The 26,313-nt window shown below is 53.2% G+C and carries 26 protein-coding genes and 1 pseudogene; 2 read left to right on the top strand and 25 right to left on the bottom strand.

Translation table 11 applies throughout. The features are described from left to right. Window positions 1–2 precede the first annotated feature (2 nt). From mtaB to M4I36_RS05025, 11 genes are all read right to left on the bottom strand, one after another. Complete coding sequence (gene mtaB / locus M4I36_RS05075; RefSeq protein WP_258110627.1) at window positions 3–1,412, bottom strand: tRNA (N(6)-L-threonylcarbamoyladenosine(37)-C(2))-methylthiotransferase MtaB; 1,410 nt, start codon at window positions 1,410–1,412, stop codon at window positions 3–5. After that, window positions 1,413–2,171 carry an RsmE family RNA methyltransferase gene (locus tag M4I36_RS05070; protein ID WP_258110626.1) on the bottom strand — a complete coding sequence of 253 codons (759 nt, stop codon included), beginning with the start codon at window positions 2,169–2,171 and terminating at the stop codon, window positions 1,413–1,415. 1 nt (window position 2,172) lies between these two features. After that, window positions 2,173–3,102 carry a 50S ribosomal protein L11 methyltransferase gene (gene prmA / locus M4I36_RS05065; protein WP_258110625.1) on the bottom strand — a complete coding sequence of 310 codons (930 nt, stop codon included), beginning with the start codon at window positions 3,100–3,102 and terminating at the stop codon, window positions 2,173–2,175. A 220-nt stretch (window positions 3,103–3,322) separates the two neighbouring features. Then, window positions 3,323–4,450, bottom strand: a complete 1,128-nt coding sequence (gene dnaJ / locus M4I36_RS05060) for a molecular chaperone DnaJ (protein ID WP_258110624.1) — start codon at window positions 4,448–4,450, stop codon at window positions 3,323–3,325. Window positions 4,451–4,513: 63 nt separating this feature from the next. Beyond that, window positions 4,514–6,349 carry a molecular chaperone DnaK gene (gene dnaK / locus M4I36_RS05055; RefSeq protein WP_258110623.1) on the bottom strand — a complete coding sequence of 612 codons (1,836 nt, stop codon included), beginning with the start codon at window positions 6,347–6,349 and terminating at the stop codon, window positions 4,514–4,516. Window positions 6,350–6,496: 147 nt separating this feature from the next. Then, entirely contained in the window at window positions 6,497–7,111 is a 615-nt protein-coding gene (grpE, locus tag M4I36_RS05050; RefSeq protein ID WP_258110622.1) for a nucleotide exchange factor GrpE, read from the bottom strand. Between the two features lie 37 nt (window positions 7,112–7,148). Next, window positions 7,149–8,186 carry a heat-inducible transcriptional repressor HrcA gene (gene hrcA / locus M4I36_RS05045; protein WP_258110621.1) on the bottom strand — a complete coding sequence of 346 codons (1,038 nt, stop codon included), beginning with the start codon at window positions 8,184–8,186 and terminating at the stop codon, window positions 7,149–7,151. Between the two features lie 92 nt (window positions 8,187–8,278). After that, window positions 8,279–9,454: a radical SAM family heme chaperone HemW gene (gene hemW / locus M4I36_RS05040; protein ID WP_258110620.1), complete on the bottom strand. Its 1,176-nt coding sequence runs from the start codon at window positions 9,452–9,454 to the stop codon at window positions 8,279–8,281. Next, window positions 9,454–11,256 (bottom strand): translation elongation factor 4, encoded by a 1,803-nt coding sequence (lepA, locus tag M4I36_RS05035; protein WP_258110619.1) that lies wholly within the window; start codon window positions 11,254–11,256, stop codon window positions 9,454–9,456. The genes hemW and lepA overlap by 1 nt, the downstream gene beginning before the upstream one ends. A gap of 109 nt (window positions 11,257–11,365) precedes the next feature. Then, a complete protein-coding gene (locus M4I36_RS05030) occupies window positions 11,366–12,028 on the bottom strand; it encodes a leucine-rich single-pass membrane protein 1 (protein WP_258110617.1) in 663 nt (220 codons plus the stop codon). After that, window positions 12,021–12,485: a hypothetical protein gene (locus tag M4I36_RS05025; protein ID WP_258110616.1), complete on the bottom strand. Its 465-nt coding sequence runs from the start codon at window positions 12,483–12,485 to the stop codon at window positions 12,021–12,023. The genes M4I36_RS05030 and M4I36_RS05025 overlap by 8 nt, the downstream gene beginning before the upstream one ends. 208 nt (window positions 12,486–12,693) lie before the next feature. On the opposite strand from M4I36_RS05025, the gene M4I36_RS05020 reads away from it, so the two are divergent. Beyond that, on the top strand, window positions 12,694–13,728 hold the full coding sequence (locus tag M4I36_RS05020; RefSeq protein WP_258110615.1) for a lytic transglycosylase domain-containing protein: 1,035 nt from the start codon (window positions 12,694–12,696) through the stop codon (window positions 13,726–13,728). A gap of 2 nt (window positions 13,729–13,730) precedes the next feature. On the opposite strand, the gene gpr is transcribed toward M4I36_RS05020, so the two are convergent. Next, window positions 13,731–14,774 carry a GPR endopeptidase gene (gene gpr / locus M4I36_RS05015; protein ID WP_258110614.1) on the bottom strand — a complete coding sequence of 348 codons (1,044 nt, stop codon included), beginning with the start codon at window positions 14,772–14,774 and terminating at the stop codon, window positions 13,731–13,733. A gap of 89 nt (window positions 14,775–14,863) precedes the next feature. On the opposite strand from gpr, the gene rpsT reads away from it, so the two are divergent. Beyond that, the gene (gene rpsT / locus M4I36_RS05010; RefSeq protein ID WP_258110613.1) at window positions 14,864–15,139 is read left to right on the top strand and encodes a 30S ribosomal protein S20; all 276 of its coding nucleotides are present in this window, start codon (window positions 14,864–14,866) and stop codon (window positions 15,137–15,139) included. A gap of 116 nt (window positions 15,140–15,255) precedes the next feature. On the opposite strand, the gene holA is transcribed toward rpsT, so the two are convergent. The 13 genes and pseudogenes from holA to M4I36_RS04945 form a co-directional block, all read right to left on the bottom strand. Then, the gene (gene holA, locus M4I36_RS05005) at window positions 15,256–16,266 is read right to left on the bottom strand and encodes a DNA polymerase III subunit delta (RefSeq protein WP_258110818.1); all 1,011 of its coding nucleotides are present in this window, start codon (window positions 16,264–16,266) and stop codon (window positions 15,256–15,258) included. 121 nt (window positions 16,267–16,387) lie between these two features. Then, a complete protein-coding gene (locus M4I36_RS05000; RefSeq protein ID WP_258110612.1) occupies window positions 16,388–17,575 on the bottom strand; it encodes an NAD(P)/FAD-dependent oxidoreductase in 1,188 nt (395 codons plus the stop codon). A 177-nt stretch (window positions 17,576–17,752) separates the two neighbouring features. Next, the gene (locus M4I36_RS04995; RefSeq protein ID WP_258110611.1) at window positions 17,753–19,255 is read right to left on the bottom strand and encodes a ComEC/Rec2 family competence protein; all 1,503 of its coding nucleotides are present in this window, start codon (window positions 19,253–19,255) and stop codon (window positions 17,753–17,755) included. 107 nt (window positions 19,256–19,362) lie between these two features. Further along, on the bottom strand, window positions 19,363–20,205 hold the full coding sequence (locus M4I36_RS04990; RefSeq protein ID WP_258110610.1) for a ComEA family DNA-binding protein: 843 nt from the start codon (window positions 20,203–20,205) through the stop codon (window positions 19,363–19,365). A 140-nt stretch (window positions 20,206–20,345) separates the two neighbouring features. Continuing rightward, on the bottom strand, window positions 20,346–21,173 hold the full coding sequence (locus M4I36_RS04985; RefSeq protein ID WP_258110609.1) for a class I SAM-dependent DNA methyltransferase: 828 nt from the start codon (window positions 21,171–21,173) through the stop codon (window positions 20,346–20,348). Window positions 21,174–21,177: 4 nt separating this feature from the next. Next, complete coding sequence (gene rsfS, locus M4I36_RS04980; RefSeq protein ID WP_258110608.1) at window positions 21,178–21,534, bottom strand: ribosome silencing factor; 357 nt, start codon at window positions 21,532–21,534, stop codon at window positions 21,178–21,180. Between the two features lie 26 nt (window positions 21,535–21,560). Next, window positions 21,561–22,130, bottom strand: coding sequence for a bis(5'-nucleosyl)-tetraphosphatase (symmetrical) YqeK (yqeK, locus tag M4I36_RS04975; RefSeq protein ID WP_258110607.1), 570 nt, complete (start codon window positions 22,128–22,130; stop codon window positions 21,561–21,563). A 27-nt stretch (window positions 22,131–22,157) separates the two neighbouring features. Next, window positions 22,158–22,760, bottom strand: a complete 603-nt coding sequence (gene nadD / locus M4I36_RS04970; protein WP_258110606.1) for a nicotinate (nicotinamide) nucleotide adenylyltransferase — start codon at window positions 22,758–22,760, stop codon at window positions 22,158–22,160. Further along, window positions 22,757–23,053, bottom strand: a complete 297-nt coding sequence (gene yhbY / locus M4I36_RS04965) for a ribosome assembly RNA-binding protein YhbY (RefSeq protein ID WP_258110605.1) — start codon at window positions 23,051–23,053, stop codon at window positions 22,757–22,759. The genes nadD and yhbY overlap by 4 nt, the downstream gene beginning before the upstream one ends. A 29-nt stretch (window positions 23,054–23,082) precedes the next feature. Further along, window positions 23,083–24,000, bottom strand: a complete 918-nt coding sequence (aroE, locus tag M4I36_RS04960) for a shikimate dehydrogenase (RefSeq protein WP_258110604.1) — start codon at window positions 23,998–24,000, stop codon at window positions 23,083–23,085. A gap of 5 nt (window positions 24,001–24,005) precedes the next feature. Further along, the gene (yqeH, locus tag M4I36_RS04955; RefSeq protein ID WP_258110603.1) at window positions 24,006–25,331 is read right to left on the bottom strand and encodes a ribosome biogenesis GTPase YqeH; all 1,326 of its coding nucleotides are present in this window, start codon (window positions 25,329–25,331) and stop codon (window positions 24,006–24,008) included. After that, on the bottom strand, window positions 25,238–25,783 hold the full coding sequence (locus M4I36_RS04950; RefSeq protein WP_258110602.1) for a YqeG family HAD IIIA-type phosphatase: 546 nt from the start codon (window positions 25,781–25,783) through the stop codon (window positions 25,238–25,240). The genes yqeH and M4I36_RS04950 overlap by 94 nt, the downstream gene beginning before the upstream one ends. 69 nt (window positions 25,784–25,852) lie before the next feature. Then, window positions 25,853–26,233: pseudogene (locus M4I36_RS04945) on the bottom strand (sigma-70 family RNA polymerase sigma factor); the annotation flags it as partial. Between the last annotated feature and the right edge of the window lie 80 nt (window positions 26,234–26,313).

The following is a 26,313-nucleotide window of genomic DNA, read 5'->3' as shown; positions in this document are numbered from 1 at the left end:
CCTCAGGCCATGACACTCCGTGACTGTTCCGCAACCTCGGCGTAAGAGACTTGTCCGCACCACTCGCCCAGTTGGATATCACTGGAGGTCTCTAACAGGCGAACTGCACAAATCTCCCCCATAATGGATGCACGGTCCACCGATGTGGGTACGACAAACGCGACCCTCAAGTAATTGGACGCGTGTCCGACCACTACTTGCGAGGAAGGGATATGGGCAAATTTACGCCGATAAAAGTCGGAGTCGTGAGCAGCAAGAAGTTGTTCCGGAATTACTTGCAACATTTTTCCACGCTGTTGTTCAGCATAGGACTGAGTGCAGGTTTGCGACAGCCGCAACAGGCGTTGCACACGCTCGGCTTTCACATCAGGGGGTACCGAATCTGGAAATTTGGCGGCGGGTGTACCTCGTCTCGGTGAATATGGAAATACGTGAAGTTCTGAAAAATGATGCTCTTGAATAAATCGTTCCGTCTCCAAGAAATCCTCCTCGGACTCACTGGGGAAGCCGACAATAATGTCACTGGTCACGGCCAAGTTCGGCAAGGATACCTGCAAGCGGGCTAATTTTTCGGAAAAAAACTCTCGCGTATAGTGTCGATTCATACGCTTTAAAATCCGGTTGCTTCCAGACTGAAGCGGTATGTGCAAGTGGTTGCAAATTTTTTGTGACCGATGCATCACTTCAATCAATCGGTCATCCAGTTCACTCGCCTCTATAGAGGAAATGCGAATTCGACTCAACCCGTCCATGCGTTCCAAATCTTCTAGCAGATGCGACAGCCGATAATTCTGCAAATCTTCTCCATATCCGCCCGTGTGAATTCCCGTCAACACAATTTCCCGATATCCGGCATCCACCAGCTTGCGAGCTTGTGACAACACTCGTTCTGGGGCTCTGCTCCGAATGAGTCCGCGTGCATAAGGAATGATGCAAAATGTGCAAAAATGGTTGCAACCGTCTTGGATTTTCAAATTCGCGCGCGTGCGGTCTCCAAACGCCGGAACGTCAAACTCTTCAAACTCGTCCGACTTGAGAATGTTACCCACGTCAATCAAAGTTTGCTGTTCTTTTCGAACTTCTGCTACCAGTTGCACAATCTTGCTTTTCCGGTCGTTTCCGACCACTAAATCCACGCCCGGAATGTCCGCAATTTCCTGTGGAGACATCTGCGCGTAACAGCCCGTCGCAACCACCACACCATCTGGGTTTTGGCGAATAGCGCGCCGAATCATCTGCCGTGATTTTTTGTCACCCAGATGAGTCACAGTACAGGTATTGATGACGTAGACGTCCGCTTTTTCATCGAAGGCAACTTGGTCATATCCGGCAGATTGAAACTGCTGCCATATTCCTTCTGTGTCATAAAAATTGACCTTACAACCTAGCGTGTGAAACGCGACACGCGGCATTCAATTCCCCTCCATTTCCCCGATAGCAGCCAAAATGGCAACAAGCGCAGCAAGACCGGCGGTCTCCGTGCGCAACTGGCGTCGACCGAGAGTGACGGGCTGCGCCCCAAGCTCACTGATGAGGCGTTGCCTCTCGTCATCGGACCAACCACCTTCCGGCCCGATGCATACAGCCAAGTCAGCTATCGCGTCGATGCTACACTGACGCGCAAAAGGAACAATCCCTAAAGAGGTCTCCATCTCATCGCAAAGAGCAACCCGGTGAACATCACACGTTTGCAAATGACTCTTTAAATCAGACACACTCATACAGACGGTCACCGCGGGCTGCACGTCCCGCTGCGACTGAGCGGCAGCTTCCCTCACAATTTTATTCCATCGTCTCGCTTTGGACCCGCTGCTCTCTGTCCATTTGACTACAGACCTATCAGCCACATAGACGACAAATTCGGCACAACCGAGTTCTGTGCCGTGCTGCATGATAGCATCCATCTTATCCCCTTTCGCGAGAGACTGAATCAATGTCAGACGCACTCTCGGTTCATGGGACGAGCATGGCTCGATGGGTTGTAGCGTCATTTCTCCAAGGTCTGGACGGACACCTCGCACCGAGCAAAGCCACGGGGTACCCGCGCAGACCGCTACGATTTGCTCTCCTTCCCGGACTCGGAGAACACGTGCAAAATGATGCCCCTGTTCGCCCGACACGACGAGCGCGTCAATCCCCCCAGCGTCAGGAAGAAACACTCTCGGCAACACCTTACTTCACCGCCTCTATCAGTGCCCAGTCGCCTTTGGTGTAGGCATGCTGAGCCGTAAACCCCGTCTCAGACAACGCTTCACGAACCAACTCAAGATGGTCCCGAACAAATCCGGAACAGACAAAGACGCCACCAGTGCGAAGAAGACGATATGCATCCGGAGCTAAGCTTATCACAATGTCCCTCAAAATATTGGCGAAGATGACATCAAACTGTTCGAATGATGGCAGTGCCGAAACTAAATCCCCTTCAATAAGCTGCACTTGCGGCACTCCATTTTGTACCACATTATCGCTCGCAACCCGAATCGCAACCGGATCGATATCGATCGCGGTGGTCTTCTGCGCCCCCACTTTAGCCGCGGCAATGGACAAAATCGCCGTCCCGCAACCTACGTCGAGCACTTCTCGTCCGTTCCCACCCAAACGTTCCAATGCTTCCAGACAAAGTTGCGTCGTTTCATGGGTACCCGTGCCAAATGCCATGCCCGGTTCCAAGACGATTTTCACGCGCGTCGGATGGTCAGCGACATCATCCCAACGGGGTATAATCACGAATTGATGGCCAATCTCGACGGGACGGTACTCTTTTTTCCACCCGTCCGCCCATTCTTCTTCGTCCAACTGTCGAATTTGAACGTTCGGGCGCGGGGTCTTTGGGGTATCCTCCATCCACTCTGAAAGAACCGTCTCCACGGCGCTTTGGACGCGTCCTCTATCCCATGTCTCGGGCAGATAGACAACCACCATAGGCTGTGTACCTGCAAGAATGGATTCGTCGAACCACTCTCCATATTCCGCATGCGGCGGCGTGTCGACAGACCAATTTTCGGTTGCCACACCTTTTACATCTGGAATGTTTAGCCACAAGTCCGCGAGTTGGTCTGCGACTGTTAAATCAACCGGTGTACGAACTTCCCACCACTTCATCGACACCATCCTTTTACGACCATCTTTTTACGAAGTATCCTTATCCGCTCGCGTAACCCATTCGCAAAAGGCAAGCAAGTTCCAAGTATGCGGAAAAGCGGCCTCAGGCAACCCGTGGCCGCTTCTTCCCTTTCTTATTCGTCCATCCTTCCAGCCTGCGGATGCACCGAGATGGAGCTTTGACTACCATGGGTCCAACCTGGTACTTGCGTGCGGACACTCAGGCATTGCTGAGGAAACTTTTCATCCGCTCAACAAATGTTTTTGACTGCTCGGTCGTCGAGACGCCAAGTTCTTTACCGAGTTCGCGCAACAATTCTCGTCCTCGTTCATTCAAGGAAGTAGGTGTCTGCACATGCACTCGAACATGCTCGTCTCCACGCTGAGTTTGCGACCCTAGTTTGGGAATTCCTTTGCCGCGAATACGAAACGAGGTGCCCGTCTGCGTCCCTTCTGGAATACGCAATTTCACTTGACCATCTAAAGTCGGAACCTCAATTTCATCCCCGAGCGCCGCTTGGACAAACGTTATTGGGACATCCACAATCACATTCAAGCCGTCGCGCTCAAATATGTCGTGTTCGCGGACGCGAATGACAATATGCAAATCCCCAGGCTGACCACCATCCGGACTGTTCTCCCCGGCTCCCGGCATCCGCAGACGATTTCCAGTATCCACACCGGGCGGCACTTTGATAGTCATTGTCCGACGAACTCGCTTTTTCCCTTGACCTGCACAATCGCGGCATAAGTGCTCAATGATGACGCCTCGCCCGTGACAAACAGAACAGGGGCGCCGATTGACCATACGCCCAAACGGCGTATTGACCACACTTTGTTGTTCACCCGTTCCGTTGCAGGACGTACACTTCCTAGTGTCTGTCCCTGGTCGTGCGCCAGTTCCACCGCAAGTTCCGCAGGTTTCCGTGCGCGGGACTTGAATGTCTTCTTCTACGCCAAATGCGGCATCTTCAAAATCAATTTCCAACTCATACTCTAAGTCACTGCCACGTTGCGGACCACGCCCCGTCTTGCCACCAAAAAACATATCAAAGATATCGCCAAAGCCCGAGAAGTCTCCGAACGGACTGCCGCCAGCGCCGCCAAATCCCGCGGCATCGGCGCCGGTCGCTTGATGCCCAAATTGGTCGTAACGGGCTCTTTTGTCCGCATCCGACAGTACGTCATAGGCTTCGGACACCTCTTTGAACTTCTCTGCAGAACCCGGATCTTCTTTATTTACATCGGGATGATACTGCCGCGCCAGCTTACGATACGCGCGCTTAATGTCATCCTGCGAGGCATTCTTAGAAACGCCCAGCACTTCGTAGTAGTCGCGCTTGCTCACTGGCTACTCCCCCCCGACTCGAACTCGTAGAATGGAGCCCCGCGACTCCATTCGACCAGCACCTTATTTGTTCTCATCCACAACATTGTACTCGGCATCGACGACATTGTCATCTGCTGTCGATTGGCCCGCATCTCCAGCTCCCTCTGCTTGACCCGCGTCTGCAGCGGCCTGTTCATACAATTTGGTGGATAATTTGTGCAAGACCTCGGTGAGTGCCTCCGAAGCAGCGTGAACAGCGTCATCGTTGTCTCCGCTCAGCGCCTCTCGCAGAGCTGACAGCTTCTCCTCTGCCTCAGACTTGAGCGCAGCATCCGCCTTATCCCCAAGATCTTTAAGCGTCTTCTCAGTTTGGTAAAGAAGCGAGTCTGCCTGATTTCTCTTTTCAATCGCCTCTCGACGTTTTTTGTCTGCTTCCGCATTGACTTCCGCTTCCCGAACCATCCGCTCAATGTCTTCTTTGGCGAGACCACTCGACGACGTGATGGTGATGCGCTGACTCTTGCCTGTTCCCAAATCCTTTGCCAAAACATTGACAATCCCATTGGCGTCAATGTCGAACTCCACTTCAATTTGCGGAATGCCCCGCGGAGCTGGAGGAATGTCCGTCAATGTGAATCGACCCAAAGTTTTATTGTCGCGAGCCATCTCCCGTTCACCTTGAAGCACGTGAATTTCAACCGTCGTCTGATTGTCTGCCGCCGTTGAAAAGACTTGCTTCTTGGACGTAGGAATGGTCGTATTTCTGTCAATTAATCGCGTAAACACACCGCCCATGGTCTCTATACCAAGAGAGAGCGGAGTCACGTCCAACAAGACGACGTCTTTGACATCCCCGGTCAACACACCTGCCTGAATGCCTGCACCAACCGCGACAACTTCATCCGGGTTGACCCCTTTAGATGGATCTTTGCCAATCAGTTTCTTAACCGCCTCTTGCACCGCCGGAATTCTGGTCGATCCGCCGACCAAAATCACCCGGTCAATCTTATCCGCGGACAAACCTGCATCGGAGAGAGCTTGCCGCGTAGGACTGAGTGTAGCTTCTACCAAATCTGCCGTCAGTTCTTCGAACTTAGCTCGCGTGAGATTGACTTCGAGGTGCTTCGGTCCGGTCGCATCTGCGGAGATAAAGGGCAGTGAAATCGTTGTAGTCAAAGTCGACGACAACTCTTTTTTGGCTTTTTCTGCAGCATCTTTGAGCCGCTGCATCGCCATTTTATCGAGCCGCAAATCGATGCCGTATTCCTTCTTGAAGCTGTCAGCCAAATAGTTCATGATGCGGTCATCAAAATCGTCTCCACCAAGGCGATTGTTTCCGCTCGTCGCCTTCACTTCAAATACGCCGTCACCGAGTTCAAGAATGGATACATCAAATGTGCCACCACCGAGATCGAACACTAAAATCGTGTGTTCACCCTCTTTGTCGAGACCGTACGCCAGTGCCGCAGCTGTCGGCTCATTGACAATTCGCAGCACATCCAAGCCAGCGATTTTACCAGCATCGCGCGTCGCTTGACGCTGGCTATCGCTGAAATAGGCGGGAACGGTGATGACTGCCTGCGTCACTTTTTCTCCAAGAAATGCCTCTGCATCTGATTTCAACTTCTGTAGTATCATGGCAGAAATCTCTTGGGGCGTATAAGACCGGCCGTCGATCGTAACTTTATGGTCTGTCCCCATATGGCGCTTAATGGAAATTATAGTCCTGTCTGGGTTGGTGATTGCCTGACGTTTCGCAACGTCCCCGACCACGCGCTCCCCGTCCTTGGTGAAACCTACCACAGACGGCGTTGTCCGATTTCCCTCAGCATTCGGAATGACGACCGCTTCGCCGCCTTCCATCACTGCAACACATGAGTTCGTTGTGCCTAAGTCAATTCCAATCACTTTTGCCACTTGTTTCGTCCCCCTTCATCCAACTGAATCAAACGAAATCCCTACAGACCAGAAAGCATGATACTTCGGCGTGAATTTCAAGAGATTTCTTCGGCATGCCACTCATGAAACTCTCTCACAAGAGTGTACATTGCCCTATGTAGAGCGTCAGACAGTGACCTTGACCATCGCAGGTCTTAGCACCTTCCCATTCAACATATACCCAGCTTGTAAAACATCAACGACCGTCCCAGCCGGATGCTCGTCGGATGCTGCTTCCTGGAGTACCGCGTCATGATATTCTGGGTTGAATGTCTCGCCGACCACGTCCATGCGCTCGACACCTTGTTTCTCCAACAACGCCTGCAACTGGCGCTGAACCATACCGATGCCAGTCACCAACTGCTCAGACACCCCTTCCACCGACAAAGAAGACACGGCTCGGTCGAAGTTGTCGGCAATGGGTAGCAGTTCCAACAGCACGCTTCTCGCAGCAGACTTGACTAAGTCTTCTTTCTCCTGCCGAGCACGCCGCCGGAAGTTATCGAAATCTGCCAAAGTGCGAATGAGTTGCTGTTTCGTAACTTCCAATTCCTCGGCCAGCTTCGTCGTTCCCTCGTCCAACGAACTAGGTTCCGGAGCAGACTCTTCCGCAATGTTCATCTCCGTTTTATCCTCGGACTGCTCCTCCCCGAGCGAAGACGTGTCTGTATGCATACTGCTTGCCGAGCCGTCGAACCCATCCCCGTCGTGAAACGAGGGCTCTGTCCACTCATTGACCATGTGTCTTAGCCTCCCGAGATGTTTTCGAATCGCCGCGTCATCCAATATCGGACCGGTCCGTCAGCACCTTCGAGAGTGCTGCCGAAGCATAGTTTAAGATGTTGACAATCCGCGCATAGTCCATCCGCGTTGGCCCGATGACCCCAATGCGGCCGACTGCCTCTCCGTGACTGTAGTACTCTGCTCCAATCACGGCACAATCGTGCAAGGACAATTCAGGGTTCTCATCGCCAATCAAAACACCAATGGTCCCTTGATGGACGATGGGAAGAACGCGTCCGATGGACTCCGTGTGCTCGAACAACTCAAAAAGAGGCCGAACTTTGTCGACATCGCGAAACTCCGGCTGAGCCAAGATGTTTGAAGCTCCACCCACGTAAGCACGGTGTTGTGCCGGAGAAGCGACTCCAACTTCACTCAGAAATTGAAGTGTTTCCTCGTACGTCTCGACCAAACTGGACAGCTCAGAAGCCACTTCCAAATGCAATCGAGAGCGCAACTTAGAAATGGGAACACCCACCAGGCGGTCATTCAAGAGGCGAACCAACTGGGCAATATCTTCTCCCTGAACTCCTTCTGGCAGCTGAATGGCACGGTCCTGTACGAGCCCAGTCTCCGTGACTAAAATGGCGACGGCACGACCGGAAGCAATCGGGATGACCTCAATTTGCCGGACCTTCTCTTCCGCAGTTCGCGGCCCCAACACAATTGCCGTCTGATGCGTCAAATTCGACAACACCTGCGCAGTTTGTTGCACAAGTCGCTCCACTTCTGTGATTTTGTGCTCAAAAAGAACGCGCACCGAATCCGCCATGGAGGTATCGACAGGAGCTTGTGCCATCAGATGGTCAACATAAAAACGGTAGCCTTTTTGAGAAGGAACTCGTCCTGCCGACGTATGCGGTTGGTCCAAGTATCCCAGTTCCTCTAAGTCTGCCATTTCGTTGCGGATGGTAGCTGCGCTAAACTGAATTTCTTGATGCTTCGAGAGTGTGCGCGACCCCACTGGTTCCGCCGAACGAACGTAATCTTCGACAATCGCGTATAAGATTTTTTGTTGGCGTTGGGATAGCACCTTTTCCGCCCCCTATCCGGCTGTGCTTGTTAGCACTCTTTTACCACGAGTGCTAACTCACCATTTGACAATAGCAACCGATTGGCGTTCTGTCAATCGACATCGAGGACATCCACAAATTTCTCAACAATTTCATTAGAAACTGGCCAGAGCGCGTGAGGAATTCTCCAACTGCCATGACACTTTTCCAGCCACTGGCGACTCTCCAAGTTCCTCAGTACGTCCCCAAAGACTGCGTCCAGGCGCAGACCGTAACGCTCTTCAAAATCTCGCTCTGAGACGCCCTCGGCTAGTCGCAGGCCGAGCATCATGGTCGTCTCCATCGCCTCTGCTCGCGACACGTGGTTCACTTCATCCCATGGCATGTCCCCACGCTGGATTCTATTCGCATACGATACCAGGGACTTGACGTTGACAAGCCGGCAATCCCCCACCCATCCATGCGCCCCTGCACCCACCCCAAAATAAGGTTGGTTCCTCCAATAGACAAGATTGTGACGCGCTTCAAATCCAGACTGGGCAAAATTACTGATTTCATAATGCCGAAAACCCGCACTAGTCAGGAGGTCCCGAACAAGTTCGTACATGTCTGCTTCCTCGTCTTCCCCAGGAAGATGCAAGTTCCCTTCCGATTGCCAGCGGGCAAAAGGTGTGCCATCTTCCACCTTCAGCCAATAGGCGGATACATGCTGGACGCCCGTCGACACGGCGCGCAGAACCGACTCTCGGACATCAGACACATGTTGATCCGGTAGACCAAACATCAAATCTACGCTCACATTCGAAAACCCGGCCTGACTCGCCATGGATACCGATTGCTCGATAGCCCGCGCGTCATGCAATCGACCAAGTGTCATGAGGAGTCGGTCGGAAAAGCTCTGAGCTCCAAAAGAAATTCGATTGACGCCGCAGTCTCTCAGCATCTTCAGTTGTTCGAGATGGACGGACCCAGGATTCGCCTCCATGGTGACTTCAGCATCCGCCGCAACATCGAAATGAGTCCAGATACTTTTCAAGAGTCGTTTGAGCAATGGACTTGGAAGCCGTGTCGGCGTGCCGCCACCAAAGAAAACGCTCGACAGCGGCACGTCCGAGGCAGCCGCGGTACGCCGCACTTCTTCTTCAAGGTGCAAGGCGTAAACTTCCATCTCAGACGTCGGTGCGACATAGGTCGTAAAATCACAGTAAAAACAACGGCTTTTGCAAAAAGGTATGTGCACATAGAGGGCACGCGGAGATTCCTCAATGGTCAATTGTGCAAATGACATCAATCCATCTTCAAAACCGCCATGAACGCTTCTTGTGGAACCTCCACGTTGCCAACTTGCTTCATTCTCTTTTTCCCCTCTTTTTGCTTCTCCAAAAGCTTCCTTTTGCGTGAGATATCGCCCCCATAACATTTGGCCAAGACATTTTTCCTCATGGCCCGAATCGTCTCTCTAGCGACCACGCGATTACCGATAGCCGCTTGAATCGGAACTTCGAACATCTGGCGAGGAATTAACTCTTTCAATTTTTCACAGAGCACCCGGCCACGAGGATATGCCTTGTCACGATGAACGATGAACGACAGCGCATCGATGATTTCCCCGTTCAACAGCACGTCCATTTTGACCAACTGCGACTCCTGATATCCAGAAATCTCATAGTCGAAAGATGCGTAGCCTTTTGTCGAGGACTTCAAGCGGTCGAAGAAGTCGTACACCACTTCGGACAGCGGGAGCTCGTAAACTAAGGTGACACGCGTCTCATCCAAATATTGCATGTCTTTGAAGATTCCCCGTTTTTCTTGACAAAGTTCCATGACTGGACCCACAAAGTCCCGAGGCACAATCACAGACGCTTTGACATAAGGTTCCTCAATGCGCTCCACTACGTCCGGTTTCGGCATCTCGCTCGGATTGTCAATCCGAACCATCTTCCCATCTGTCGTATACACATGGTAGACCACGGACGGCGCGGTCGTGATGAGTGTCAAATCGTACTCCCGCTCGAGCCGTTCTTGAACGATTTCCATGTGTAGCATACCGAGAAACCCGCAGCGAAAGCCAAATCCGAGAGCGCTCGATGTCTCTGGCTCGTAAGTCAAAGCAGCATCGTTTAATTCCAGCTTCTCAAGCGCCTCTCGCAAGTCTTGATAATCACTACTGTCGACCGGGTACAGGCCACAAAAGACCATCGGATTGGACCGACGATATCCTGGCAGTGGGTTCTGTGCTGGGCGCAGAGCCTCGGTCACCGTATCTCCAACTCGTGTGTCGCGCACGTTTTTAATACTTGCGGCGAAATACCCTACCTCACCTGTGGCCAATTCATGAACGGCAGTCATCTGCGGCCGAAAGACGCCCACCTCGTCCACTTCAAACTCCGCCTCCGTAGCCATCATACGAACTCTCATCCCTTTTTGGAGCTTGCCGTTCACCACTCGCAAATAGACGATAACCCCTCGGTATGAGTCGTAGTGAGAATCAAAGATAAGCGCCTGCAGCGGCGCGCCTGCGTCTCCTTCGGGAGGTGGAACTTTGGCCACCACTTGTTCGAGAATTTCTTCTATGCCAATGCCTGTTTTTGCGGATGCCAGAACCGCTTCCGAGGCGTCAAGGCCAATCACATCTTCAATCTCTTGTTTAACGTGAGGAACGTCTGCGCTCGGCAGGTCGATTTTATTGATGACCGGAATAATTTCAAGATTGTTTTCCAGAGCCAAATACACGTTCGCCAAGGTCTGTGCTTCAATTCCTTGAGCTGCATCCACCACCAACAACGCGCCCTCACAAGCGGCGAGTGACCTGGACACTTCATACGTGAAATCAACGTGGCCAGGTGTATCAATCAAGTTCAACTCGTAGTCGATCCCGTCTTTCGCTCGGTACTCAAGCCGTACCGCCTGCAGTTTAATCGTGATGCCACGCTCACGTTCCAAATCCATCTGGTCCAGTAGCTGCTCTTGCATATCGCGATGGGCGACGGTTCCCGTAAACTCCAAAAGCCGGTCAGCCAGCGTCGACTTACCGTGATCGATATGAGCGATGATGGAAAAATTTCGAATGCGCGATTGGCGCTCTTGCATTAGGACAGTGTCCTCCCTCGGCACGGGCATGAAATAGGCCGCGTCTGCGCGCGGCATTCAGTCTGTCGAAAGTATAGCATTCTCTGTGAGTCAGAACAATGGAGTTCTTTCAGAGCACGGGCCTGTCGTCCTCTTTGGAAAAGGTCAAGCGGCGGGCCATATCAAGGAACTGCAAGCCACTTTTTAGAAGAAGAACGATGCAGATACTGACTCCAGCGAGATCGACCAACGGCTCTTGCGCCACCCAACCGACGGCCAGTGAACCCAAGGTAATCCATGACAAACCTGTGAAGAAAAATCCTTGTTCGCCTGCGTCGAGCAGCGGAGAACTGCCAAGAATTTTTCCGAGTCGGCGCTGTTGTAGCACAAACCAAGGTGTTATCACACTCGCGGCAATGGCGGACGTAAATCCCAATGCAGACACTTTCCAGGCCGTCGGCAGAACGAGTTGACGCCCCACCTGCAGGGATAAATAGCAAGCTAGGCTCGCGAGCAAGATTCCGGTGACGAGGGACGTCAGGCGCGTTGCCAAGTTTGAAAAGCGCTCTTCTCCCGTCTCGACGACGATCCATAGACGGACACTTAATGCCATCGCCGACCACAATTCAATCGCGCTCGCCATGCTTAATGCCAACAGGACTAAATTCCCAGTTTGTTTGGCTGCCACAGCTGCGATAGTCGCCTCCGCGGCAAACCACCCAGATGCCAGCAACTGAACGTGAACCGCGTGGCGACTCCACTTTGAAAACACACTCATGTGCACTTTAGCCATTTTGTCCCGACCCCCCTCTGACTGCAGAAGTCCCATCGGGGCGCTCCAAGAACAAAGTTTTTAATACCCCGGCGAGCATATTTCCAAAAGCGTCTTGCACGCGGTTTCCGAGCAGTACACCGCCCGTGTCGACGGCATCTCCAATGGGACTTTGCATGCGGTCCAATTGTTGACTGAGGGGATCGCTTGGAAGGGTGGACTCTGTCTGTGGTACGTCATACCCATAAGGAACCTCGTAGGAGGGATTTGGATTCGTATACGCAGCGGGAGGTTGCTCTGTCTCAGGCGGTGTCACCATCACCACGGGTAGCGGTTTGTCCGCATTGGACAGTGCACTAATGCCAGCCGCCAAGCCTGCAAAGGAACCCGCGGCAGCTCCCATCAACAAAACGCAAAAGAGACCTCCGGCTAGTAACAATTTCAATTTGCGACGCAACTCTTCGACCGATTTATGCATCGTCCTGTGGCCCCCGTTCCCTCGCTCATTCCTACCAAACGATATGCGTCCCTCTATGAACTTATGACGGTCGACGAGAAGATTGCTAGACTACAGATAGGCGACGGAAGTTTATTGCCAGAACGCGCACTTAAGGGAGGAATTATAGAGTTTCAAGGCGAATTGACTCGTATCAGCAATCAATCGAACTCCATGGGTGGGTAGGGCATTGAACAATCCTCTCAATTACAGCAGTCAGAGTACCGTCCAAAACCAAGGAAACGCCAAATGGTCGGGTAACTTGCGCCAAGCTTCGAATCGAAATCTGACCACCATTGCGTCTGAAAGTGCTGGCATGATATCCACTCCAAGCACGAATCTCATGCCAACGAACTTTCAAGAGATGCTACTTCAGCAGTTGTTAAGTACACAAAACTCGTCGGCGCTCACGCCTGGCGTGGTCCGCACATTGCTGGACAGTGCGGCGAATGATGCTCCTGCGGAGTCTCCTTTGGACCAGGGTAGCCTGCTTAACCTCTTGGCCCGAGCTTCGACAGTCTCTTCGCAAACAAACGTTACCGCCCTTTCTTCACTAATCCAGGCGTGGCTCTCCGATTTACCCGGCGTTGGCTCGGCAGATACAGGGATGGGAGACAACGAGAGCATGTCCAACCTGTCGTCCCAAGCCATGTCGCCCTTCACCGCTGCCAATGGAAGCCTACCAATTTCTCCAAAATACTCAAGCGGTGAGCTGGGTGTTTCCCCTGCGGGACAGTTCCCATCCGAACCGCTCACAGCAGAAGACCTCGGCCTGGCTAACGGGGCATTAGGCGACCTATCTAATGAAGGCGCGATGCCGTATCAAGGTACGCTACCCAGTCCGTATCAGGACGCCATCACTGCAGCTTCAGAGAAGTACGGGGTACCCGTCTCACTCATTCAGGCAGTCATGGAGCAGGAATCAGGAATGAATCCATCCGCCGTTTCTCCAGCAGGCGCGATGGGACTCATGCAACTCATGCCGACCACAGCCGCGACATACGGCGTCAGCGACCCGTTCAACCCGACTCAAAACATTGATGCTGGCACGCATTATTTAGCAAACCTCTTGAGCCAGTTTGGTGGCAATACTCGCCTTGCACTGGCTGCCTACAATGCCGGCCCCGCGTCCATCTCCAAGTACGGTGGAATTCCTCCATATCCGCAGACAGAGAACTACGTAACGAGCGTCATGCAGCGGGCTGCAAACCTTAGCAACTTCTGAAATTAATGTGTCAACATGGCTGCATCGGCCAAGGTCATGGCCGGATGCAGCGCAACGTTTAGACCTTTAGCAACGACCGTCGCCATATCGTCCATAAATTCATCGATTTCTTTGGGAGTCACCATCAGATTGTCTCCAAGCGGCGTCAATACCTCACGCACCATCTTTCCTTTATCTTCTGATGTCCACGGTTTGAGTATGTTGTGCGGTCCCTTCCCGGGAAGCAATTCATGATACGTTCGCGTTACGCGGTCCATCGTATCCAATGCGATGGTCGCCGCCTCTACGACGGTCGGAATGCCGACGGCGAGCACGGGAACACCGAGTGTCTCCGCAGTAATTGCTCGACGGCGATTGCCAACTCCCGCCCCTGGCTGAATTCCAGAATCAGCCAGTTGTATTGTTGAATTGAGTCGAGACAGCGAACGGGCAGCCAAGGCATCAACGACGACCACGGCATCTGGCCTAACTTTATCGACAATTCCTTGGACAATCTCGCTCGTTTCCATGCCAGTCACACCAAGAACCCCTGGAGCTATCGCGCTAACGACCCTGTACCCTTTCCCGTCCCCTAAAATTTCCGGCATATAGGTGAACAAGTGTCTGGTGACAAAAAGATTTTGAATGACATGCGGGCCAAGCGAATCTGGGGTCACTTGCGAATTGCCGAGGCCAACAACCAATACGGATGCATCACTTGGCAACTTGAGGAGACTCTCAAACTCTTTCGCAAACACCTCTGCGACTCGTTCCTGCAGATCTGGATTGCGCTGGCGCAGTCCAGGCACCTCAAGTGTGACGTAGTGTCCTTTCTTCTTCCCGATTTTTCGCTCGGCGACTTTGGTCTTGACAAAGACTCGGCTCACACGGATGTCATCCAAATCTTCAAACGACTCGACAATCCCCGAATTGGCACCGAGCGGCGACTGCATCAACTCCCTGGCTTCAATGGCCAAATCGGTTCGCGCACTCTGACGCCCTCGCTGACGTAGAGGGGACAATTCCACTTTGCGGAGCTTGGACCAGGCATGTTCTGCTTTTGACACGGCACGTCCTCCTTTGGTTGCACCAGGCGTATACCTGTGGTATGCTGTCGTCTGTCTGTACGGATGGAAATGGCGAAGGAGGTGAAATTGTGCCGAATATTAAATCTGCCGAGAAGCGCGTGCACGTCACCCAACGGCGCACATTACGCAATGCATCGTTGCGTTCCGCCCTTCGCACGACCTTGAAGAAGTTTGAAGTGACTTTGTCACAAAACAACGTCGATGAGGCTCGTCAAGCGCTACGCATCGCCACGCGAGCATTGGATAAAGCGGCGACAAAAGGTATCATTCATCGAAATGCTGCCAGCCGCAAGAAATCGCGTCTAACTCGAAAGTTTAACGCAATGGAGAAGGAATTGGCGTAGCTCTTCATGACATAGAAAAAGCGACCTTTTGACGGGTCGCTTTTTTCTATGCAATGAGCCAGCTCCCGCCCAAGGCCAGGCGAAACCACAACTCGCCGACACGCTCACCGTCGACGTTACTGTGCCCGGTTGCGCCGCGAACTACTCCTTTTCAAAGTTCCGAGACAGGCTATCAGCCACTCAAGAGCATGTTCTCCGTGCCAACGTCCAGACTTGACTCGAAATTCCGTATCTGCGCAGAGAATCAGCGCCTTTTCCATAAGTCCCGATGGCCATGCCGACGCATCTTCGGCCGCTCGCTTCAACGCATACGGATGCACGCTGAGAGCCTTCGCCTCCTCTTTTCCTGCCCCGGATTGCTTCGCGTGCCACATCAATCGAAAATGTCGTGCCAGCATAGCGAGCAACACCATGTCATCAGTACCGGATTGTATTAAATCCAATCGTGTCGAAAGCGCCCGTCCGACTTCTCCGTGCAGCACTCGCTGCACAAAGTCAAAAACCCCATCTTCCGGTAAATCGACAACCATCTCTCGAACGACCGCATCGTCAACCGTGGCGCCAGCCATTCGCGTGCGAAGCTTCTCAGCTTCGTTCAAGAGAGCGGTCACCGACGTACACCTCTTGGCCAACTCTACCACAGCCGCTTCCGTGAACGCTTGAATCAGTTCAGGATGTATAACCTTTGCAACGGACAGACGGTCTTCCGTTCCTTCTACATTGCACGTCAATATCGGATACTTTTTGAGGAGCTTCGTCAGTTTCTTTCGTTCGTCCAACTTTTCCGCATCCACCTGCAGAACCAGAGTGGCGCAAGTCGATGGGTTTTCAACGTAGTCTTCTAACGAGGTACTGTCCCACTTGCCTTTGCCACTCGAGGACTGGAGTGGAACTCGTCTTAAAAACACGACCGTGTGATCCCCGAAAAGGGACGGCGAAAAGGCGGTGTAGAGCGCTTCTTCTACACCACCTTCATCGAAATAAACATCTTGTCTCAAAGCGGCTCCTCCGCCTGGAGCCGCCTGAACTACCCTACTCACAAAATAGTTGAGCACTGCTCCGTCAGTTCCAAGGAGAGTATAAATCGGGTCGTGTTTGCCCGCCTGCAGGCGAGCCAGTGCGTCCATCACAGTCACTGCTGCCCCTCCCGTCCATCTAGGAGACCGCACAAACCCGGCTACTCTAGAAACAAGCCAACATCGTCTGCAGACACATCAAACAGTCTGCACAAGGCAACACAGACTGTGCTTACATTTGTACAACTTGTTTAGTTTTATCCGCCGTCAGACGAAGCCCGCCCAGTTCCCACAGATACTTGACCTTTGTTGCTTCCTTGGCGATGCTTGCCACCATTCCCCGAACTGGAATACCGCCCATATCGCCAACGCCCGTATCACGTCCCAGCGACGCAAGCGTACCTTTCAAGGAGGCGTGGAACGGTTTCATCTCGGTAGCCATGCCGCGCGCCAACACATGCAAGTTATGACCAATCAACGCACCCATCTGGGAGGCAACCTGAGCTGTCGGAGGCAAAGGCCGACCCGCTTCGTCATCACACCATGCGCTGTCTCCACCCACAAAGACTCTCTCATCGTCCACAGACTGTAGAAACGGATTGACTTTAGCACGACCGCGACGGTCACAGGTAAAGCCCAACTCTGACAGCAGTGGATTGGCGCGCACTCCACCAGTCCAAATGATGGTTCCTGCCTCGACCGGATCCGCCCCATCTAAATGTACGACTCCAGCTTCCACTTTGAGAATTTTTGTGCCGATGCGTAGCTTAGCTCCTTTTGACGTTAAGGTATTGGCGGCCACACCTCGCAACGATTCAGGTACTTGAGGAAGAATCGACGGCATAGCCTCGATGCACTGCACATCGACCAAAGAAAAATCAATATCCAGTTGTGAACAGAGTTTCGGCAAAAACTCCATCAATTCGCCCATTAATTCGATGCCAGTGAGGCCTGCCCCGCCGACCACAATCCGGAGATGCCGCAAGTCCTCGGACTTCTTGTACTCTGCAAACTGCGCTTCGATGTGACTGCGAATACCTGCAGCTGTGTCCAAATCCCGAATCCCCAAGCTGTGTTCTGCCAAACCTGGTATGCCGAAGTATTCAGGCACCCAGCCGATGGCTACGACCAAGTAGTCGTAATCCAACTCCCCACCTTCGAGCGTGACTTTCTTCTTCTCGCGGTCAATGTGGGTGACCTTGTCCACCACCAAATGCGAAGTCCGCTTCGTCAAAATGTCGGAGATTGGGATGGAGTAATTGGATGGACCGCTGCGCCCGCCAGCTGCCTCGTGCAATAAAGTCGTCAAATAGTGATAGTCATTGGCATTGACCAGTGTAAACTCGTCCCCCAACTGTTCCAAATGCGACGCCGCCATCATGCCAGCATAGCCGCCGCCAAGCACCACCAGTTTCGCCATGATTCAAGTCCCCTTCATTTCAGTATGCTCGCCCGCCAGCTCTAGAGCGTCCCGGCACTCTCTGTCCGCCGCTCCTATTGGGTCGCGACAATCCCGCTCGGTTGTGAAATCCTTCACATCAACCAAGCACCATCATACCACATTTCCGTCATGACTTCTCCCTTCCAGAGACACGGCTCAGTGCGTTAGAGGAAGGCTCAAGAAGGCGCGTAAGCGGCGCCAAGAACGTTTTGAAAAGATCTGGGCACGCGCACGAAACAACGGAGGAACACCGCTCAGGACCCCGTAGTAGAGAATAAACCAGGCCAAATTAGGCGGATGAAGCACGACGAGAGCGTGCGGCCAGGCAACGACTATTTTTAACACGCGCACGAGACCGCCAACCACCGCCGTCAGAGCCATTCCCAGCATCTGTGCTGGCACTTTGACGAAGGGCAGAACTGGCACAAGCGCAGCCAAGCCCGCAAAGACCAACAAAGGACCGATGAGAAGAATGAGTGTCGGGTCGGCGAGCCAATTCGTCAGTGCCGCATAGGGTGTCCACTGCGCAAACAGTGCAACCGTCAGAGGCTCCACGTACAACTCTACTATCACCGTCACCCGTGCCAGCCATACCAATCGACGAAAAACTCGGACCCACCATGGTCGATGGCGATCCCGCTGACCTGCACGTGGTACGGCCTGCAGTACCGCTGCAACCGCTACAAACGAGAGAATCGCAGTCGCCGAGAGTGCGCGCGACGGAACCGCCACAGCCATCGTCCATGCGGCAACCGCCAAGGATGCATGGGCCCGCGGTCGCCGTCCACAGATGTCTCCGAGCAGACGATGGACAGCCATCACCGCCGCGCGAACGATAGAAACCGTCCCGCCACAGAGAACGACATAACCGCCTACAATCAGTAAAATCACGGGTGTACGTCGCTGATTCCACTTCGGCACAACGCGATAAAACGGCGACTCAAGCCGGTGCAGGACCTCGAGAAGGAGCATTAAATTCGTTCCATTCGCGGTGATGACGTGTAGAATACCGGCCTCCAGAAAAAGGCGCTTGACGGCCTCGTCCGACTCCGCATCTCCAACCAAAAGTGCAGTGAGCAGGGATGTTTCACTGCGCTTCCCAGACGGTGCCACGGAGGATAGAGAATTGGAAAGCCGTTTCTGCATAAGGAGTGACACATTGGCCGAGGTAACCTGCGAAGACTTCAAGATACCGATAAATTTTACCTCAGGGGATAACCAGCGCATCCACAGAGTCCCTGGCTTACTTGACGTATCTGGTACGAAAAATCCGCTGAGGTGGAGGACTTCCCCACGATGATACGGCAGTCGGTCCCGTGGACCAGGAACCCATACAGCAGAAGCACGACACTGGCGATTCCCAAACGGCGTCTCTACGGCCTCAACCGTCAAAAAGACAATTTCCCAATCCCCTTTTACCTCCGTCGTCGTCACCGAGGCTACAAGCGGGACGCGTTGCTCCATGGGAGCGGGGACGTAGGCTGGATGCGCGGCTTCGCGCATCCAGCCGTAAGGAGAGGCAACGGCCATGGACATCAGCGATAGACAGACCAATGGTTTACGAAATCTTTGCCGGTACAGAAGAAGCCCAGTCAAAGACAAACTTGTTGCGACGCATATCGACAGCCACATCATGCTACCGCGAGCACGTGCCACCATGCTCCCTGTTTCGATGGCGCAAGTCGAGAGCCAGAGGGCCACAACAGAACGTCGCGGTGTCCAAGAAGAACTGGCCGCCCACAGCCATTGCCCCATGCGAAGAGTGTTCACTGAACCACACAATACGGAGCAATGTCAGCAAAAATTTTCGGTCCAATGCCTCGAATGTTTCGCAAATCAGAAACGGAGTGAAAACTGCCATGGTACTGTCGGTAGGCTAAAATTTCGCGAGCTCGGCCCGGACCAATTTTGGGCAACGTTTGAAGCGTTGCTGCGTCTGCCGTATTGAGATCAATTTTCAAGCCAAGTGGAGTTTTTTTAGATTTCGCGAGTCGTCTGCCTTGATGGTGCGTACTGGAATTTCCTAAACTAGAAGACGACGCAGTCGACAGACCACTGGGCGAAGTGACGAGAGTGCCAGCGCCTCGATTAGCCACCGCTGGCACTGCCGTCGCTGACATCCGAGGAATGAACACTTCTTGGCCATCCATCAATGGCTGTGCTAAATTGACCCCCTCCATGTCCGCCGCATGTAGGAAGCCCCCCGCTGCCCGGACGGCATCCTCGACACGCGCGTCTCCCTGAAGTGTGTACACCCCTGGTTTATGAACGTCTCCTCCCACATCGACTTGAAGAGACGGCGCAGGGGACGTGGCAACTGGCGCGACAGCTACTGCCATGTGAGAGTGCGGTATTGCAAAAGCCTTCAAAGTCAACATACCAAAAAACAGAATCAGCGAAACACACGCAGTCAGCATGGCCCACCGAAACACCCCCGTTTGGCGCGCACGAACAGTGTCCTCCAGTCCACCATCGACAGCATTGTCTGTCACATGAAGCAGAGAAGCCCGCTCGATAGCTTCTTCCCGGACAGAGTCCTCAAAACCCCACTCCACTTTCGACCACTGCCGACTTTGTCCAACTTCCGATGAATCTTCGCCGTTCCACATAAAAAATCCCTCCCAGTCCGTATGAGAGAGATTTCTCTAGCTGATGTTTTGCGCCTGTTTCGCATGCAGACAGTCTTATTGATTCTTGTACCACATTCACAAAGAGAAACAACTCCTGGCGATGAGATACGGAATCCGCGTCAGCCCAATCGCTCCCAGACAAAAATCATGCGGTCTGCATCGTCAAAGTCAACGGAGTCCAAGGTCGTTCGTTCTGCCCCCAGAACCGCATTGTGTTTGTGAAAATCACTGTAAACAGCCGCCACTTGAAATCCCTGACGAAGCAGGACGGACGCGAGGACTGACGCCGTATAGAATCTCTGAAGATGACACTCATCAAAACGCTCATAATAGCCATCATCGACTTTCGAGAAACAGGTAATGTCGTGAGAAATGATGGGCCGTCCGCACTCACCCGCTACTTCCGTTACTTCCGTGAGATGCAGTAACACTGTGGCATCTGTCACCACATGCCAGACCCCATCGGCAAGTTGCCGAACCCGCTTCGGGCCTAAAACATCAAAGAAAAATTTCCCACCAGGTACCAGTGCATCGTGTACCCGTCGAACGACGCATTCTAAGTCCGATTCCGTCAGCAAATAATTCAAAACGTCCCGTGTGCAAACAGCCACCTCAACCGGACTGGACAAATGAAAGCTCCGCAAGTCCATACATCTCAAGGAAACGGTTGCTCGCTCCTCAATCGCCCGCTCACTCGCCACTGCCAACATCGCTTCCGACCCATCCACGCCGATCACTGACCAGCCAGCCTGGGCCATGGCGACGGCAAGTACCCCCGTGCCACAACCGAGATCGACCACCGAGGCTGGCTGAGTTGAATGCCACTCTGCTCTCAACAAAGCCAACCACTGTGCGTAAAACTCTTCATCTGGAAGCATTTCATCGTATACTGCCGCCAATTCTGCATAGGGCTCATGAATCAACCGATTGTTACCATCTTCTGTCATGACTTCAGGCTTGCGCCTCAAAGGGTACTTGCTCCGCATCTCCCCATAGGCGCTCTAAATGATAAAACTCGCGCTCTTCTGGCCGAAAAATATGAACGACGATATCGCCGAAGTCCATGAGAACCCAGCGAGCTTCCGCCACTCCTTCCACACCTTTGCAGTGCGCGCCGAGTTCGCTCATTCTCTCTCGAACCGAGCGAGCCACCGCTTCCACCTGTGTACCTGAAGTCGCAGAGCAGATGACGAAATAGTCCGCCATTGGCGTCAAATCACGAATGTCCAAGACAAGAATATCTTTTGCCTTTTTGTCAGACGCCGCATTCGCCGCTTCCACCGCCAGTTCTGCTATTGAGCGAGTCATCGCCACTCTCCTTTTCGTTCTGTAACCTACGCTTTTTGTACTTTCTCCAGATATTCATTCCGAACCATCACGGTCAGAGGAAATATCTGTTTCTTGACCGCGAGTAAATATTTCAGAGAACTGTCCAACGCCAACAACATCGCATCATCTAAGCTGACTTGACTCAATTCCCGAATCGCCGTTACTTCGGGAAACCGGCGTCCGGGTTCTATCGTGTCCGCCAAGAAAAGCACTTTATCCAACATCCCCATGCCGAGGCTTCCGGTGGTGTGATATGTGACAGCATGAAGAATATCGGCATCGCCTATATCGTACACCGTTCTTCCCAAATGTGCTGCAACCGGGCCGTGCAAAAGCGTGGGAATTGCACCAAATCCCTTAGGAACATCTATTTTTTCTGCCTCCATCTCCAGTTTAGCTTCCGGCCACTCGCGTGCCAAGTCATGAAGCCATGCCGCGAGGCGGGCGGACACCCGGTCTACCCCATGCAGCGAAGCCAACTGTTCGGCAGTCTCAACAACACCTTGCACATGCGAAAATCGGTCTTTGCTGAGCGCAATCTCTGCATCTCTCGCCAAGGTCTGCTCTAGTTCCAAGTCTCGGTCTCCTCTCCCTCTATGCCTTCAGGAATTCGCTTGAACTGCTTGCCGCAATAATTTTTCGACAGCAGGTGGAACGAGTCCGCACAGAGATTGCCCGCGACTCAACCGACCTCGAATCCAGGACGAGGAGATGTCCACGAGTGGCATTTCCAACAACTTCACGCGCACTTGCGGCAATGCCTTCCGACATTGTCTGACCGTTTGCTCAAACGGATACCCGGACCGAGCCGCCACGACAAATTCAGTCTGCTCCGCCATTTCCTCCGACCCTTTCCAACTGGGTAGCGTGTGCAAACTGTCGGCTCCCATCAGGAATAGAAAGCGATATTGTGGAAAATTCTCACGGCAATAGCGCAGGGTATCGACTGTGTAGGACGGACGTGGCAACTGTAACTCCAACGCCTGAACTTCAAGCCCCGACTGTCCCTTGACGAGTTCCCGCAACATCTCGAGACGCCAGGAAAATGGTAGCGGCGACAGTTCCAACTTGTGCGGCGGCAGCGGAGCCGGTGAAAGCCAGACGGGCGCATCGCACTGCTCGTGCGCCAGCGTAGCCATCAGTAAATGACCAAGATGGGGAGGGTCGAATGTACCTCCAAACAAGACCACCGTTTGGCCGCTCACGGAACTGGCAACTCAATCGTCTTGTGCGACTCCGAAGGCCGATAGAGCACGACGGCGCGCCCAATACACTGCACAATCTCGGCTCCCGTCACTTCCGACACCGCCTTTGCTGCGTCATCGCGCGGCATGGGACTCGTCTCCAGCACAGAAATTTTGACCAACTCATGCGCTTCTAGAGCCAATTCTACTTGTTCAAGTAAATTTCCGCTGATCCCGCTCTTGCCTATGTTCACGACAGGCTTTGTCGCCTGGGCCAATATTCTCAAGTAGCGCCGTTGTTGGTTTGATAGCATGGTCATCGTCCTCTTTTTGTCAAAGTATATCACACGGGCGGCGTTTCATCTGCGGGGACACCGCCACGAGCACCCGATTCAGCACGCAGGTCAGCACGCATGATGAAATCGCGAACGGCAACTTCCATCTCTTTGACGGGAGCATCCACGTCAAACCAAAACTTTAACGATGCCGCGCCCTGTCCAGCGAGCATTCCAACTCCGTCCAAAACAGTCGCTCGCGATGCCGCCGCCTGTTGCAAGAGACGCGTCTGCATCGGGCGGTAGACAATGTCTTGGACAATCTGTTCGTCCGACCAGACGAACGTCTCCGGGAGCGGCGATGCATCGCTCTCTGGCCACATGCCAAGTGGTGTGGTGTTGACCACCATGTCCGCATGCGCTGCAGCACTCGTCCGCTCTGTCCATGGAACATCCGTCACCCTGATGCGGTCTTCAAAGCGTTTCATCAGCTGTTGACAACGTTCGGTCGATCTCGATGTCAAAACGACGGTCGCCTCAGGATGATAAGTGCAAAGGGCCGCCACAACGGCGGCGGCCGCACCTCCGGCACCCAGTATGAGCATGCGTGGATGGGGGCGTTTGTCAAGCAAAGTCCTCACCGAGTCCCACCACCCGACCACGTCGGTGTTGTGACCAATCGCTCCGTCCGGATGAAAGAGCACGGTATTGACGGCTCGGGCAAGCTCAGCCACCTCCGTGCGCCGAGCCACGAGTGCAAACACCGCCTCTTTGTGCGGAATGGTGACGTTAACACCGACGACCCCCAATGCGGATAGTCCCCGAACCGCGTCCGAAAGGCGATTGGGAGCAACGGCGAAAGGGACGTACACCGCTTCCATGGCCAACACGTCAAAAGCCTTCGACATCATGGCAGGAGAGGCAGAGTGCGACACAGGCCAACCGAGCAAACCGCAGCATAGTTTTGACGTCTGGTCCTTCCCCACGCTCTTCATCTCCCTGACCAACGGGGCCGCTCTGCAACCGTCCGAGACGTAGAAAGAATCCTTCTACGCGTTTTCGCAGTGCTGAATGGGCGACTGACATCGCCAATCAGGCGTCGCCTCTCCGATGGAACAATTCCTTGTGGTGTCCACAAGCGACCCACCACATCGTCCCCGGAAAGACATATCCACCCAAGCCCAGGCAAGACTAAATCGGACCCTCTGCGCCCAATCCGCAGAGCCCCTTTCACAGCTGGAATTCCAACCGAAGCAAAGGCGTGTGGCTGACTGGCAAGTGCTCTCATTTGGCACGAACGGCAGGGGATTTTCAACACCTCCTGCTGTCGAGTCGTCAAGATGTCATCTGCCCGCTCCAATTTTGTTCGATGAATGGGCAGCTCGTTACTGACATAGAGTACGACCGATTGCGGTTTTCCGTGTTCGAAATCGAACCGACACAAGCCCCCTAAGAAGAGCGTCTGCTCTGGACGGAGTTGAAATACGCGAGGCCGGATTCGTGCACGCGGAACAGTTTGCGCCAGACAATTGGGGCAAAGACGTTCGGAAATGCGCTCTTTGCGAACCAGTCCTGGTGTATCAAATAAAATTTTTGTCTTTCCAGCGAGTTGAATGGACTGCCCGACCATCCGCAGCGTGGTGCCAGGCAGGCGAGACATCGTAAACGTTTCAGAAGTCCCTCCTAGGTCGCCCGGAACTAGGCGATTGAGCAACGTCGATTTGCCAACATTCGCAGCACCGACAGCATACACAAACTCCTCTGTCACCTGTGTGAGGGCGGCTTTCCATGCGTCCACTCCTTGACCACTCTGTGCCGACACAAAAAAAACTCGAGCAACCTTAACCCCAGATGCTTGTACGGTCTGGCGAATCCACGTCTCCAATCGATGAACTTTAACCTCGCGAGGTAGCAAGTCAATTTTGTTCACAACAACATCGACGGCACTGCCTTCAAAGTACGGTGCAATGTCTGAAAGAATCGACCCGGCCAAGTCAAACACATCCAACACATAAATGACACGCCCCGGCTTCTCCCTGATTTTCGCAACTTCCGCCCGGTATTCTTCGGGGCTCACCGAAACCTCTCCAAAGTCGCCGTAGTGGCGAATTCGAAAACAGCGCCGACAGAGTGGATGGTCTCTACTGAGCGCGCTTTGCACCACATATCCGGGTTGAGTGCTATCGACCGTCTGCAACACTGCTCCGCATCCCTGACATTGTCTCAATTCCTCGTCTTCTCCCTTCGATTCGGTGTGCGAAGCGCGTATCGACGCCGCAACCAATAGAGAATGACGCGCTCCGCGCGCCGATTCCATCGTGTTCCCCACCATTCCCTCCGAGAAATCGGAAGAACGAGAACCGTTCGAGCACCCACGCGATTTCCACCGCGGACATCCGTAAACAATTGGTCTCCAATCATAACCGTCATCTCAGGTGTACATTGAAATCGTTCCATTGCCTGTAGAAATGCAATGTCTTTGGGTTTCCTCGCTTCGGCGATATAGTCGCTGCCAATGCGTTCCGCAAACTGCCGGACGCGCGTCCCTCGGTTGTTCGATAAAATACACACAAAGAAACCACGCTCACGCGCCAAGTCCAACCAGTTCATGAGCTCTTCCGAAACCTCTCCATGATTCCAAGGAACCAAAGTATTGTCCAAGTCAAAAAGGAGAAGCCGGCGCCCTTGCCGCCAGAGCTCGTCCAGGGAAAGATCGTAAACGGACGAAACGTATTCGTCCGGCAAATAGTTTTTTAGCCACTGAGTCATCGGAGTGCTGGTTTCAGCAGACTCTCCTCTCTACAAAACCTGTACTGTTTCAAGCGTACGAGTCGCTCCCTACTCTAGCATAGCCGAATTCGTGGTGCCACCATGCATGTGTTGGTAAAGCGTCGTCAGTGCGCGGTGCTCAATGCGTGACACGTAAGAGCGCGAAATCCCCAACTCTTTGGCAATTTCGCGCTGTGTTCTCTCTTCCCCTTCGGGGAGTCCATACCGCTTACAGAGGACCTCCCGTTCTCGCTCGGGAAGACTTGGCATCAGCTCGAAAACTTTTTGCTTTTCCCACGAAAGGTCAACCATGTCTTCCACAGCATCCGGGTCCGACCCAAGCAAGTCGGCAATCGTCAATTCGTTCCCATCTTTGTCCACACCGATTCGATCCGATAGATACACGTCTTTTCGGTGCTTTTTGGATGAACGCAGATGCATTAGGATTTCTATATAAATGTCTAATGGTAGCGGTTAATAATCCCATATATTAAGCAGGATCTTCACGATGGCTAGCCTATGCGTCCACC

The organism is Alicyclobacillus sp. SP_1 (assembly GCF_024706985.1).
In the GTDB taxonomy this organism is placed as follows: domain Bacteria; phylum Bacillota; class Bacilli; order Alicyclobacillales; family Alicyclobacillaceae; genus Alicyclobacillus_I.
This window is presented reverse-complemented; position numbering and strand designations above follow the sequence as displayed.